This window comes from Saccharopolyspora thermophila, from assembly GCF_014646075.1.
In the GTDB taxonomy this organism is placed as follows: domain Bacteria; phylum Actinomycetota; class Actinomycetes; order Mycobacteriales; family Pseudonocardiaceae; genus Saccharopolyspora; species Saccharopolyspora thermophila.
Genome location: NZ_BMMT01000002.1, coordinates 422,528 through 435,293 on the forward strand (window position 1 = coordinate 422,528; position 12,766 = coordinate 435,293).

The window sequence follows — 12,766 nt, forward strand, 5'->3', positions numbered from 1 at the left end:
GGGCCGCGGTGCCTCGCGGAGCGGCTGGTCGGGTGGTGCGATGGGGCCGGACGGCGGGAAGTAGGGTTGGGACGTGACTTTCACGCTGCTTCCCGCTGTTGACGTTGCCGACGGTCAGGCGGTTCGCCTCGTGCAGGGCGCCGCCGGCACCGAGACCTCCTACGGTGATCCGCTGGACGCCGCCCTGGCGTGGCAGCAGGCGGGAGCGGAGTGGATCCACCTGGTCGACCTGGACGCCGCGTTCGGCCGCGGCTCGAACCGTGCCCTGCTGGCCGAGGTGACCGGCAAGCTCGACGTGAAGGTGGAGCTCTCCGGCGGCATCCGCGACGACGCCTCGCTGGAGGCCGCGCTGGCCACCGGCTGCGAGCGGGTCAACCTGGGCACCGCCGCGCTGGAGAACCCCGAGTGGGCCGACCGGGTGGTTGCCGAGTACGGCGAGCGCGTCGCCGTCGGCCTCGACGTGCGGATCACCGAGCAGGGCCACCGGTTGGCGGCCCGTGGCTGGACCAAGGACGGCGGGGACCTGTGGGAGGTGCTGGCCCGGCTGGACGCCGCCGGCTGCCGCCGCTACGTGGTCACCGACGTCAGCAAGGACGGCACGCTGCAGGGCCCGAACCTGGACCTGCTGCGGGCGGTCTGCGCCCGCACCGACGCGCCGGTGATCGCCTCCGGCGGTGTGTCCAGTGTGGACGACCTGGTGGCGCTGTCCGAACTCGCGCCGCTGGGCCTGGAGGGCTCCATCGTCGGAAAGGCGCTCTACGCCCGGAACTTCACCCTGGAACAAGCCCTCGCCGCCGTCCGCTGAGGAGTGCCCCGGTCGACGATGCCGTCACCCCGCTGCACGGTCGTGGGGTGGCTGGGCGGCACCCGAACATGAACGGTGCCGCTCACCCGTCACCCGGGGTGGGATCGCCCCGTGCGCCGGAGTGCGCGGTCGTGTCTCTACCCTGGTGACATGGCCGTTGCGGTGCGCGTGATCCCCTGCCTGGACGTCGACCAGGGGCGGGTCGTCAAGGGTGTCAACTTCACCAACCTCCGGGATGCGGGCGACCCGGTCGAGCTCGCCCGCGCCTACGACGCCGAGGGTGCTGACGAACTGACCTTCCTCGACGTCACCGCTTCCTCGGGCAACCGCGAGACCACCTTCGACGTGGTCCGCCGCACCGCCGAGCAGGTGTTCATCCCGCTCACCGTCGGCGGCGGGGTGCGCAGCACCGACGACATCGACCGGTTGCTGCGCGCCGGTGCGGACAAGGTCAGCCTCAACACCGCCGCCATCGCCCGGCCCGAACTGCTCAGCGAGGCATCGCAGCGATTCGGCGCCCAGTGTGTGGTGCTGTCGGTGGACGCGCGCCGCGTGCCCGAGGGCGGGCAGCCGACCGCGTCCGGCTACGAGGTGACCACCCACGGCGGTCGGCGCGGCACCGGCATCTGCGCCGTCGAGTGGGCCGCCCGGGGCCAGCAGCTCGGCGTCGGCGAGATCCTGCTCAACTCGATGGACGCCGACGGCACCAAGGCCGGGTTCGATCTGGAGATGATCCGCGCCGTCCGCGAGGTGGTGGACGTGCCGCTGATCGCCAGCGGCGGCGCCGGAGCGGTCGAGCACTTCGCCCCCGCGGTGCGCGCCGGGGCCGACGCGGTGCTGGCCGCCAGCGTCTTCCACTTCGGACAGCTGCGGATCAGCGAGGTCAAGGACGCCCTGCGCGCGGAAGGGATCACGGTGCGATGAGCGGACTGGACCCGGCGATCGCCGCGCGGCTCAAGCGGAACGCGGACGGGCTGGTCGCGGCCATCGCGCAGCAGCGCGGCACCGGCGAGGTGCTGATGATGGCCTGGATGGACGACGAGGCCCTGCACCGCACCCTCACCACCCGCCGCGGCACCTACTACTCCCGCAGCCGCCAGCAGTACTGGGTCAAGGGCGAGACGTCCGGGCACACCCAGTACGTGCACGAGGTACGGCTGGACTGCGACGGTGACACGGTCCTGCTCGTCGTGGACCAGGAGGGCGCGGCCTGCCACACCGGCGACCACACCTGCTTCGACGCCGACGTGCTCCTCAAACCCGAGTTCTGACCGCACCGGGTCCGACGTGGCCACAGCCGGAACCCCGTTGCGCGACAACGCCGCACCATCGATGCCGACTCCTGGGGCCGGTTCCGGGTCACGGGGGTGTCCCGAGGTCGCCGGTGAGGTAGCGCTGGAGGTTCGGGGCCACCGCGGCGACCACCGTGTCGTGGTCCGCCGACGCCAGCGGCTCCAGCCTGACCACGTAGCGGGCCATGCCCAGCCCGACGATCTGCGATCCGCACAGCGCCGCGCGCAGCTCCGGCTGGTCCATCCCGAGTGCCTCGGTCAACCGGCCGAACAGCAGCGTCGTGACGAACTCCTTCAGCATCGCCACCGCCTCGTCGTGCACGGCGAGGCTGCGCACCAGGGCCACGAACTCGCCGCCGCCCGCCTCGTCCCACACCGACAGGAAGCGGCGCACCATGCGCTCGGCGAGCTGCTCGGGATCGCCCTGTAACAGCTGCGGGATCACCTCGGCCGGGTTCACCGGGATCGACACCGCGGCGGCGAACAATCCCTCCTTGCCGCCGAACCAGTGGTTGACCATCGCCGGATCCACCCCGGCCCGCCCGGCGATCGCCCGCACGGTGGCACCGGTGTAGCCCTGCTCGATGAACACCTCGCGCGCCGCCGCCAGCAGCGCCGCCCTGGTGTCGGCGCCGCTGCGTCGCCGCCCGCGGCGCCTGGGTTCCGTGCCGTTGCGGTCGATTCCACTGCTCACGTGCTCATCCTGGCTGCCGCGGGCCGCGGAGAGCAAAGTGGTCCGGAGGCGGCGCGCAGGCCGTGACGGGTGGGCGGCACAATGACGACATGGTCGGCGACGGTGATATCGGCACAATCAGCCCCGGACGCGAGGAGTTCCGTGCCCTGGCCGCGGACCGCCGGGTGATCCCGGTGGTGCGGCGGCTGCTCGCGGACGACGAGACACCCCTCGGGGTCTACCGCAAGCTCGGCGGGGACCGCCCCGGGACGTTCCTGTTCGAATCCGCCGAGAACGGTCGCTCCTGGTCCCGATGGTCCTTCGTGGGCGTGCGCAGCGCGGCCGCGCTGACCGCCCTCAACGGCGAGGCGCACTGGATGGGCACCCCGCCGGTCGGCCTGCCCGACACGGGCGACCCGCTGGAGGCGCTGCGCGAGACGGTGCGGCTGCTGCACACCGACCCGCTGCCCGGGCTGCCGCCGCTGACCGGTGGCATGGTCGGCTACCTCGGCTACGACGCGGTGCGCCGACTGGAGCGGCTGCCGAACCTCACCGAGGACGACCTGCGCATTCCCGAGCTGGTCATGCTGCTGGCCACCGACCTGGCCGCGCTGGACCACCACGAGGGCACCATCACGCTGATCGCCAACGCGGTGAACTGGGACGACAGCCCGGAGCGGGTCGACGCCGCCTACGACGACGCGGTGCGGCGGCTGAACGTGATGACCGAACAACTGTGCACCCCGGCAGCGCCGACGGTGGCCACCTTCACGCGGCCGAACCCGCAGTTCCTGCGCCGCCGCCAACCCGACGAGCACTTCGCGGCCGTCGAGAAGGCCAAGGAGGCGATCCGCGACGGCGAGGCATTCCAGGTCGTGGTGTCGCAGCGGTTCGAGATGCAGACCAGCGCCGACGCCCTGGACGTCTACCGCGTGCTGCGCACCACCAACCCCAGCCCGTACATGTACCTGCTGCGGCTGGAGGCTCCTGATGGTGGCACCCCGTTCGACATCGTCGGATCCAGCCCCGAGTCGCTGGTGACGGTGCGCGACGGGCAGGCCACGACGCACCCGATCGCCGGCACCCGGTGGCGCGGCGCAGACGAGGACGAGGACGCGCTGCTGGAGAAGGAGCTCATCAACGATGAGAAGGAGCGCGCCGAGCACCTGATGCTGGTCGACCTCGGCCGTAACGACCTGGGCCGGGTGTGCAAGCCGGGTTCGGTGCACGTCGTCGACTTCTTCCGCATCGAGCGCTACAGCCACGTCATGCACATCGTCTCCACGGTCACCGGGCAGCTGGCCGAGGGGCGCACGGCGTTCGACGCGATCGCCGCGTGTTTCCCGGCGGGCACCCTGTCGGGTGCGCCGAAACCGCGGGCGCTGGAGCTGATCGAGGAGCTGGAGCCGACGCGGCGCGCCCAGTACGGCGGCGTGGTCGGCTACCTCGACTTCGCCGGTGACGCCGACACCGCGATCGCCATCCGCACCGCCCTGATGCGCGACGGGACGGCGTACGTGCAGGCGGGCGGTGGCATCGTCGCCGACTCCGATCCGGTGGCCGAGGACCAGGAGTGCCTGAACAAGGCCCGGGCGGTGCTCAACGCGGTGGCCACGGCCGAGACGCTGCGGCGTCCGGTCGACGAGGTCGTGGAGGAGCGGGTTGACCACCGAGCCGGGATCTGAGCAGCCACTCCCGCCGCAGCGGTCCAAGGGGCTGCTGTGGACGGTGGTGCTGCTGATGCCGGCCGCCGCTGCGATGTTCTGGGGCGCCAGCGCCCTGGTCTGGGTCGGCCAGCGGTTCCGGTCACCGTTCGGCAACGAGGTGGCGACCGGTGCCACCGGCGCGGAGGTGCGCCCCGAGCTCGTCCCGGTGGCGCTGGCCTCGCTGGCCGCCGTCGCCGCCGTGCTGGCCACCGGAGGCTGGGTGCGGCGCGTGGTCGGCGGGCTCGTGCTGGCGGCCGGGGCGGCGCTGCTGTGGCGGGTGGTCCAGCAGGTGGAGTACGGCTGGTTCGCCTACACCCCACAGGGCGACGTTCCGCCCGGCAGCACCCCGATCGGGGAGATGTCGACCCAACCGGGTGGGCCGTTGCTGATGACCGGTGGCGCGGTGCTGCTGGTGGTCGCCGGGATCCTGGTGGCGCTGCGGGGCGGGCGGATGCCCGCGATGGGCGCGAAGTACGCGGCGCCGGGCGCGGCCAGGCCGAAAACGCACGATCCGGACCGCCGGATGTGGAACGAACTGGACGCGGGACGCGATCCCACCGAGGACCAGGATCGGTGAAAGGACGTCGAGATCGTCGAACGTGGAAAACCCAGTTCGGCACGGTTCCGAACGGCTCTGCGGCCTCGCCACCAGGGCCGAAGGTCCTTGCTGTGCCGGGACGTTGAGCCCACCCCTTGGTAGGACCGGAGTCCGGTGAGGTTTAGCATCGGCCATGCGACGGCACGGCGGGAAGGGGAGTGTCGTGATCGAGCGCAATGAGTTCATCTGCGCATCCGGCGACTTGCGGACCCACGGATCGCGGGTCGGTGTTCGGGGCACGGCCGGCGAGGTGTTCGCGTGAGCGTTCTGGAATCCATCATCGAAGGTGTTCGCGAAGATCTTGCCATCCGGGAGTCTGCGGTCCCCTTCGACGAGATCAAGCAGCGGTCTGCGGCGGCGGCACCGCCGCGCGACGTGCTCGCCGCGCTGCGCGCGCCGGGTGTCGGGGTCATCGCCGAGGTCAAGCGGCGCAGCCCGTCCAAGGGCGAGCTCGCCGAGATCAGCGAGCCCGCCGACCTGGCCGCCGACTACGCCGCGGCCGGGGCGCGCGTGATCAGCGTGCTCACCGAGCAGCGCCGCTTCGGCGGCTCGCTGGCGGACTTCGACGCGGTGCGCGCCCGGGTCACCACGCCGCTGCTGCGCAAGGACTTCATCATCAGCCCCTACCAGGTGCACGAGGCGCGGGCGCACGGCGCGGACATGGTGCTGCTGATCGTGGCGGCCCTGGAGCAGAACGCGCTGGAGGCCCTGCTGGACCGGGTTGAGTCGCTGGGCATGACCGCGCTGGTGGAGGTGCACACCGCCGAGGAGGCTGACCGGGCGCTCGAGGCAGGTGCGAAAGTCATTGGCATCAACGCGCGCAACCTGCATACGCTGGAGGTCGACCGCGACGTGTTCGGTCGGATCGCGCCGGGGCTGCCGCAGGAGGTCCTCAAGGTTGCCGAGTCCGGTGTTCGCGGACCCAGCGACCTGTTGGCCTATGCGGGTTCCGGGGCGGACGCGGTGCTGGTGGGCGAGGGCCTGGTGACCAGCGACAACCCCAAGAGCGCCGTCACGCAGTTGGTGACTGCGGGGTCGCACCCGGCGTGCCCCCGGCCGAGCCGGTAGCCGCGTGGTCATGGGTTCGGGCGCCGACGAGGCTGATCAGCGTCGACCGGGGCGGTGTCGGCGCAACGCACAGGAGGTAAGGCAATGACCGTCGGCGCAGAGACCGCGACCGCGCACGCCCACCGGCCGGGCAAACCGGTGCCGGAGGGCCACGACCCGGACGAGCGGGGCCACTTCGGGCCCTACGGCGGTCGCTTCATGCCCGAGGCGCTGATCGCGGCGCAGGACGAGCTGGCCGCCGAGTACGCCAAGGCGCAGCGCGACCCGCAGTACCTCGCCGAGCTGGACGACCTGCTGCGCAACTACGCCGGCCGCCCGTCGCTGCTGACCGAGGCCACGCGGTTCGCCGAGCACGCGGGCGGCGCGCGCATCCTCCTCAAGCGCGAGGACCTCAACCACACCGGCTCGCACAAGATCAACAACGTGCTGGGGCAGGCGCTGCTGGTCAAGCGGATGGGCAAGCGCCGCGTGATCGCCGAGACCGGGGCCGGCCAGCACGGTGTGGCCACCGCGACGGCCTGCGCGCTGCTCGGCCTCGAATGCGTGATCTACATGGGCAAGGTCGACACCGAGCGGCAGGCCCTCAACGTGGCTCGGATGCGCCTGCTCGGTGCCGAGGTCATCCCGGTCAGCGCCGGTTCGGCGACCCTCAAGGACGCCATCAACGAGGCGCTGCGCGACTGGGTGACCAACGTCGACCACACCCACTACCTGCTGGGTACCGCCGCGGGCGCGCACCCGTTCCCGATGATGGTGCGCAACTTCCACCGGATCATCGGTGACGAGGCCCGCGAGCAGGTGCTGGCGATGACCGGGCGGCTGCCCGACGTGGTCGCCGCATGTGTCGGCGGCGGCTCCAACGCCATCGGCATCTTCCACGGCTTCATCGACGACCCGGACGTGCGGCTGGTCGGCTTCGAGCCCGCCGGGCACGGCATCGAGAGCGGCGAGCACGGCGCGACGCTCTGCGAGGGCAGCCCGGGCACCCTGCACGGCGCCCGGTCCTACCTGCTGCAGGACGACGACGGCCAGGTGATGGAGGCGTACTCGATCTCCGCCGGGCTGGACTACCCGGGCGTGGGTCCGGAGCACTCCTACCTCAAGGACACCGGGCGCGCCGAGTACCGGTCGGTCACCGACGACGAGGCGATGCAGGCGTTCCGCCTGCTCTCGCGCACCGAGGGCATCATCCCGGCCATCGAGTCCGCGCACGCGCTGGCCGGTGCGATCAAGCTCGGCCAGGAACTCGGCCCGGACGCGATCATCCTGGTCAGCCTGTCCGGGCGCGGCGACAAGGACATGGACACCGCGGCGAAGTACTTCGGTCTGGTCAACGGATCGGCCACCCAGGCCACGGAACAGGAGGAGTCGCGGTGAACCTGCGCGAGGTTTTCCACGCCTGCCGCGAGGAGCAGCGGGCCGCTCTGATCGGGTACCTGCCCGCCGGTTTCCCGACCGTCGACGGTTCGAAGGAACTGCTGCAGGCGATGCTGACCGGGGTCGACGGCACCACGGGATGCGACATCGTGGAGGTCGGCCTGCCGTTCTCCGACCCGGTGATGGACGGGCCGACCATCCAGGCGGCCAGCGACAAGGCCCTGCGCGCCGGCTTCCGGGTGCGGGACGTGTTCGACGTGGTGTCCTCGATCGCCGACGCCGGTGGGCACGCCGTGGTGATGACCTACTGGAACCCGGTGCACCACTACGGACCGGACGCGTTCGCCCGCGACCTCAAGGCCGCCGGCGGGCTCGGCGTGATCACCCCGGACCTCATCCCGGACGAGGGCGAGGACTGGATCGCCGCCACCGACGCCCACGGGCTGGACCGGATCTTCCTGGTGGCGCCGTCGTCCACCGAGGAGCGGCTGGCGCTGACCGCCAAGGCCGGCAGCGGGTTCGTCTACGCCACGTCGGTGATGGGGGTGACCGGGGCACGCGAGTCGGTCGGTTCGGCCGCGGCGGGCCTGGTGCAGCGCACCCGGGCGCACACCGACCTGCCGATCGGTGTCGGCCTGGGCGTGCGCTCCGGCGAGCAGGCGGCCGAGGTGGCGTCCTTCGCCGACGGCGTCATCGTCGGGTCCGCGTTCGTCACCCGCGCCGAGCAGGACGGTGTCGCGGGGGTCCGCGAGCTGACCGCCGAGCTGGCGCGTGGCGTCCGCTCCCGCTGACGTCGCCGCCGTTCACCCGCTCCGGTTCCGGCGGTCGTCGAGTTCGCAGGGCGTGTCGGGCGGGTGGTGCTCGCCCTCCGCTGCGGGCCCGATACGGTTAGCGGCGTGAGTGCCCCGGTTGCTGCCTCGGCGAACGCCTTGCTGACCACCATCCCCAGCCCCTCCCAAGGTGTCTGGTACATCGGCCCGATCCCGCTGCGCGCCTACGCGCTGTGCATCATCGCCGGGATCATCGCCGCTGTCTGGCTGGGCAGCCGTCGCTGGGTGGCGCGCGGCGGCCGCGAGGGCACGGTCATCGACGTCGCGGTCTTCGCGGTGCCGTTCGGGCTGGTCGGCGGCCGCCTGTACCACGTCGCCACGGACTGGCACAAGTACTTCGGGCCGGACCGCGACCCGCTGGACGCCCTCAAGGTGTGGGAGGGCGGCCTCGGCATCTGGGGTGCGGTGGCGCTGGGCGCGGTCGGTGCCTGGATCGGCTGCCGCCGCCACGGCATCCCGCTGTCCGCGTTCGCTGACGCCGTCGCCCCCGGCATCGTCCTGGCACAGGCCATCGGCCGCCTCGGCAACTGGTTCAACCAGGAGCTCTACGGCGGGCCGACCGATCTGCCGTGGGGCCTGGAGATCTACCGGCGCATCGACCCGGAGACCGGGCTGGCCGACCCGATCGCGGGGGTGGCCGTCGACCACACCCCGGTCGCCGTCGTGCACCCGACGTTCCTGTACGAACTGCTGTGGAACGTCGGCGTCTGCCTGCTGGTGCTCTGGGCCGACCGGAAGTTCCGGATGGGCCACGGCCGGGTGTTCGCGCTCTACGTCGCCGGGTACACGGCCGGTCGGTTGTGGATCGAGCTCATGCGCGCCGACGAGGCCACCCACCTCTTCGGCGTCCGCATCAACGTCTTCACCTCCTTGCTCGTCTTCGCTGGGGCGGTGCTGTACCTGGTGCTGGTCCGCGGCAGGCGCGAGGACCCCGAACAGCTGAAGGGCAGGCCGCTGCCCGGCGACGACGATGTCGACGCCGCCGACCCCGGTGCGGCCGACCCCGGTGCCGCCGCGCCGAAACAGACCGCGGCCGCCGCGACGGAGGACACCGCCGACGCGGACGAATCCAGCGCCGACGGGTCCGGCGACCGGGCCGAGGACGACCGGGCGGAGGCGCGCAGCAACGGCACCGACGGCCACAAGAACCACGAGGGCTGACGCGCCGAGGGGCGCCCAGCCGGCCTTGGGTGGTGCTCAGGAGCGCACCGGCGCGATCACTGGGGAACCGTCGGGGGCGTGCAGGACCGTCACCCGGGCCGTGTAGCGCTCGGCGAGCACCGCCGGGGTCAGCACGTCCGCCGGGGAGCCCTCGGCGGCGACCCGCCCCGCGTCCAGCAGCAGCAGGCGCTCGGCGTACTGGGCGGCCAGCGTCAGGTCGTGCAGCGTCATCACGACCGTCGTGCCCATCTCCCGGCGCAGCTCGTCGACCAGGTCCAGCAGCGCCTGGGCGTGCCCGACGTCCAGGCCGGTGGTCGGCTCGTCCAGCAGCAGCACGCCCGCGCGCTGCGCCAGAGCCCGGGCCAGCACGGCCCGCTGCCGTTCGCCGCCGGAGAGGGTCGTCAGCGGCCGGTCGGCGAGGGCGGTGAGGTCCAGCCGCTCCAGCAGGGAACGCACCACGTCCAGGTCCTTCGGGCCTTCGCGGCCCAGCACGCCGAGGTGCGGCGTGCGGCCGAGCAGGACGTAGTCGGTGACGGTCAGTCCGATCGGCAGCTGCGGGATCTGCGGCGCATAACCGACCACCCGGGCGCGTTCGCGGCGGCGCAGCGCGGCCAGCGGGCGCCCGTCGACCAGCACCCGTCCCTGGTGCCGCACGACGCCCGCGATCGCCTTCAGCAGGGTCGACTTGCCCGACCCGTTCGGCCCGATGACCCCCAGCCAGCCGCCGGTGTCCACAGTGGTCGTGACGCCGGAAAGCACCGTGCCGCGGCGGTATCCGGCGGAGAGGTCCTGCACCTGCAGTGTGCTCACGCGCGCCTCCGGTGCAGCAGGACCGCGAAGAACGGGGCGCCGGTGAACGCGGTGATCACTCCGATCGGAATCTCGGCCGGGGCCAGCAGCGTCCGGGCCAGCATGTCGGCCAGCACCAGAAACATCCCGCCGAACAGCAGCGACAGCGGCACGATGATCCGGAAGCTGCCGCCGACCGCCAGCCGCACCAGGTGCGGCACCACCAGCCCGACGAAACCGATCAACCCGGCCACCGACACCGCTGCCGCGGTGGCCAGCGACGCGGCGACGAGCACGAGCGCCCGCACCCGCGCCGGGTTCACCCCGAGCGCGGTCGCTTCCTCGTCGCCGGTTCCGAGCAGGTCGAGCAGCCGCGCGCATAGGCACAGCACCACCGCCGCAAGCACCAGATGCGGCAGCACAACCAGAACCTCCCGCCACCCGGTGGTGCTCAACCGCCCCAGAATCCACATGTACACCTGCTGCAATGACTCCACGCGCAGCTGCTGCACGAAGGTCTGCCCGGCGGTGAGGAACGCGCCGACCGCGACCCCGGCCAGCACCAGGGTCGCCGCGTCGCGGCCCGCGGAGCGGCCCACCAGCCACGTCAGGCCGACCCCGCCGAGGGCCCCGGCGAACGCCGCCAGCTGCACCGGACCGGTCACCCCGGCCTGCGGCGCGGCGGTCATCACCACGGTGACCGCCAGCCCGGCTCCGGACGCCGACCCCAGCAGGTACGGGTCGGCCAGTGGATTGCGAAACACGCCCTGGAACGCCGCACCGGACGCCGCCAGTGCCGCGCCGACCAGCACCCCGAGCACCACGCGCGGCACCCGCAGGTTCCACAGGATCGCCGCCTCCCGCTCCGACAGCGGCGACACCCCGCCGGTCAGCTGGGCGACGATCTCGGCGAGCACCCGCTGCCAGCCCAGCTCGGCGGCACCGAGCAACACCGACAGCACAACGCTCACCAGCAACGCCGCCACCGCGAGCAGCACATGGCGCAGCCGCAACGTGCTGCGCGTGAGCGGGGCGGGGTTGCGTAGCGCGCGGGTCACCCCTGCTGCGTCCTGGTCACCTCGGCGCTGATGGCCCGCACCAGCTCGACCACCCGCGGGCCCCACCGCCCGGCGATGTCGTCATCCAGCTCCACGACGTGGTTGCGGCGCACCGCGTCCAACGTGCCCCAGCCCGGCCGGGCCGCCACCGCCGCAGCGGTCACCTGGCAGCACTTGGTGTCCGCCACGAAGATCAGGTTCGGGTTGGCCTGCAGGATGTGTTCCTGGGACAGCTGCGGGAACTTCCCGCCCGCCGGGTCGGCGATGTTGACCAGGCCGAACAGGTCGTAGACGTTGCCGACGAAGCTCTGCGACGTCGCGCTGTAGAAGTCCGGGCTGACCTCGTGGTAGTAGCTCAGCGGCTGCGGCGGTCGAGGCGTGTCGCGGACGATCCGGTCGATCTCCGAGCGCATCCGGCCCACCAGCTCGCGGGCCTGCCGGGTGTGCCCGGTGGCCTGGCCGAGCACCTCGATCTGCCGGTAGGCGTCCTCCAGCGTGGCCGCCGACGGGGTGAGCAGCGTCGGCACGTTGACCACCTTCAGGCCCTCGGCCAGCTGCGTCGCGTTGTCCGGGGCGATGACCAGATCCGGCGTCCGCGCGCCGACCGCGGCCGCGTCCGCGGAGAAGCCCGACAGGTCGGTGCGCGGCGCCTCCGGCGGGAAGTTCGAGTACTGGTCGACGGCGATGACCTGGTCGCCCGCGCCGATCGCGTACAGCGTCTCGGTGGCGGTGGGCGACAGCGAGACGATCCGCTTCGGCTGCTGGGGCACGGTCACCGGCGGTTGACCGGGCAGTCCGACCTTGACCGGGAACGCCGAGGCGGGGTCGTCGGCCGGGACCGGTGCCTCGGAGTGGGGGCGGGTGGCGCAGGCGGTGACCCCGGTGACCAGGGCCAGGACGACGAGCAGCAGGGTGGCTAGGCGGCGGAACCCGGTCATGTCTTCCCTACGGTTCGGCCGGTGCGGCGGGCGTGGCCTCGCCGGAGCCGGGCGGCCTTGCCGAGCCTCCCCGAGCGAGTCGCACCCCTGCACCGGGGGTGGCGGACTTCGACGCCAGCGTGAGGCGACCTGGCTCGTGCCCGGCGCGCCGGGCCATCGCAGTTGCGGCACAGCACCGGGTTCGCACCGGTTTCGCTCGTCGCTGGCGTCCCGCGAGCACCCGGTTCGCGGGTACTCTGAGCTGGAAAGATATCAGGAGAAGATCCACGCTCCGAGCCGCCGCCGAGTGTCGGAACGCACGCTCCCTACACCGCGGACCACCGAGCGGCTAGATTTGACAACGAATCGTGTTCGACGACGTACGGCGCCGGGAAGTGCATTGAGAGACCGCACCCGGCGGCCGCGCGGAGGGAGGTGGGAACGTGCTCGCTCGCACGTGCGGTGAATCCGGCGGCGGAGCAGCTTCCGCCC

Annotated in this window: 13 protein-coding genes; 9 read left to right on the forward strand and 4 right to left on the reverse strand. The window is 72.3% G+C overall.

The window, feature by feature from the left end; all coding sequences use genetic code 11:
• Window positions 1–73 precede the first annotated feature (73 nt).
• From priA to hisI, 3 genes are all read left to right on the forward strand, one after another.
• A complete protein-coding gene (priA, locus tag IEY17_RS05400) occupies window positions 74–805 on the forward strand; it encodes a bifunctional 1-(5-phosphoribosyl)-5-((5-phosphoribosylamino)methylideneamino)imidazole-4-carboxamide isomerase/phosphoribosylanthranilate isomerase PriA (protein ID WP_188986069.1) in 732 nt (243 codons plus the stop codon).
• Between the two features lie 150 nt (window positions 806–955).
• A complete protein-coding gene (gene hisF, locus IEY17_RS05405; protein WP_188986071.1) occupies window positions 956–1,729 on the forward strand; it encodes an imidazole glycerol phosphate synthase subunit HisF in 774 nt (257 codons plus the stop codon).
• Window positions 1,726–2,076 carry a phosphoribosyl-AMP cyclohydrolase gene (gene hisI, locus IEY17_RS05410; protein ID WP_188986073.1) on the forward strand — a complete coding sequence of 117 codons (351 nt, stop codon included), beginning with the start codon at window positions 1,726–1,728 and terminating at the stop codon, window positions 2,074–2,076. The genes hisF and hisI overlap by 4 nt, the downstream gene beginning before the upstream one ends.
• Before the next feature lie 88 nt (window positions 2,077–2,164).
• Here the strand turns inward: hisI and IEY17_RS05415 are convergent, their stop codons facing one another.
• Window positions 2,165–2,791, reverse strand: coding sequence for a TetR/AcrR family transcriptional regulator (locus IEY17_RS05415; protein ID WP_188986075.1), 627 nt, complete (start codon window positions 2,789–2,791; stop codon window positions 2,165–2,167).
• Window positions 2,792–2,880: 89 nt separating this feature from the next.
• Between IEY17_RS05415 and IEY17_RS05420 the strand changes: the two genes are divergently transcribed.
• From IEY17_RS05420 to lgt, 6 genes are all read left to right on the forward strand, one after another.
• Complete coding sequence (locus IEY17_RS05420) at window positions 2,881–4,455, forward strand: anthranilate synthase component I (RefSeq protein ID WP_188986077.1); 1,575 nt, start codon at window positions 2,881–2,883, stop codon at window positions 4,453–4,455.
• Complete coding sequence (locus tag IEY17_RS05425) at window positions 4,433–5,053, forward strand: Trp biosynthesis-associated membrane protein (protein WP_188986079.1); 621 nt, start codon at window positions 4,433–4,435, stop codon at window positions 5,051–5,053. The genes IEY17_RS05420 and IEY17_RS05425 overlap by 23 nt, the downstream gene beginning before the upstream one ends.
• A gap of 279 nt (window positions 5,054–5,332) precedes the next feature.
• On the forward strand, window positions 5,333–6,142 hold the full coding sequence (gene trpC, locus IEY17_RS05430; protein WP_188986081.1) for an indole-3-glycerol phosphate synthase TrpC: 810 nt from the start codon (window positions 5,333–5,335) through the stop codon (window positions 6,140–6,142).
• A gap of 84 nt (window positions 6,143–6,226) precedes the next feature.
• Entirely contained in the window at window positions 6,227–7,519 is a 1,293-nt protein-coding gene (gene trpB, locus IEY17_RS05435; protein ID WP_229679855.1) for a tryptophan synthase subunit beta, read from the forward strand.
• The gene (trpA, locus tag IEY17_RS05440; RefSeq protein ID WP_188986083.1) at window positions 7,516–8,310 is read left to right on the forward strand and encodes a tryptophan synthase subunit alpha; all 795 of its coding nucleotides are present in this window, start codon (window positions 7,516–7,518) and stop codon (window positions 8,308–8,310) included. The genes trpB and trpA overlap by 4 nt, the downstream gene beginning before the upstream one ends.
• A 105-nt stretch (window positions 8,311–8,415) precedes the next feature.
• The gene (gene lgt / locus IEY17_RS05445; protein ID WP_188986085.1) at window positions 8,416–9,510 is read left to right on the forward strand and encodes a prolipoprotein diacylglyceryl transferase; all 1,095 of its coding nucleotides are present in this window, start codon (window positions 8,416–8,418) and stop codon (window positions 9,508–9,510) included.
• Window positions 9,511–9,546: 36 nt separating this feature from the next.
• On the opposite strand, the gene IEY17_RS05450 is transcribed toward lgt, so the two are convergent.
• Genes IEY17_RS05450 through IEY17_RS05460 form a run of 3 tightly spaced genes read right to left on the reverse strand, consistent with a single transcriptional unit; the run spans window position 9,547 to window position 12,295 of the window.
• Window positions 9,547–10,320: an ABC transporter ATP-binding protein gene (locus tag IEY17_RS05450; RefSeq protein ID WP_188986087.1), complete on the reverse strand. Its 774-nt coding sequence runs from the start codon at window positions 10,318–10,320 to the stop codon at window positions 9,547–9,549.
• Complete coding sequence (locus IEY17_RS05455) at window positions 10,317–11,357, reverse strand: FecCD family ABC transporter permease (RefSeq protein ID WP_188986089.1); 1,041 nt, start codon at window positions 11,355–11,357, stop codon at window positions 10,317–10,319. The genes IEY17_RS05450 and IEY17_RS05455 overlap by 4 nt, the downstream gene beginning before the upstream one ends.
• Window positions 11,354–12,295 carry an ABC transporter substrate-binding protein gene (locus IEY17_RS05460; protein WP_188986091.1) on the reverse strand — a complete coding sequence of 314 codons (942 nt, stop codon included), beginning with the start codon at window positions 12,293–12,295 and terminating at the stop codon, window positions 11,354–11,356. The genes IEY17_RS05455 and IEY17_RS05460 overlap by 4 nt, the downstream gene beginning before the upstream one ends.
• Between the last annotated feature and the right edge of the window lie 471 nt (window positions 12,296–12,766).

What these genes read in the sequence shown, in the direction of transcription:
- trpB (WP_229679855.1), top strand. Translation starts at nt 6,227, where the DNA reads ATGACCGTCGGCGCAGAGACCGCGACCGCGCACGCCCACCGGCCGGGC.
- hisF (WP_188986071.1), top strand. Translation starts at nt 956, where the DNA reads ATGGCCGTTGCGGTGCGCGTGATCCCCTGCCTGGACGTCGACCAGGGG.
- IEY17_RS05420 (WP_188986077.1), top strand. Translation starts at nt 2,881, where the DNA reads ATGGTCGGCGACGGTGATATCGGCACAATCAGCCCCGGACGCGAGGAG.
- hisI (WP_188986073.1), top strand. Translation starts at nt 1,726, where the DNA reads ATGAGCGGACTGGACCCGGCGATCGCCGCGCGGCTCAAGCGGAACGCG.
- IEY17_RS05460 (WP_188986091.1), bottom strand. Translation starts at nt 12,295, where the DNA reads ATGACCGGGTTCCGCCGCCTAGCCACCCTGCTGCTCGTCGTCCTGGCC.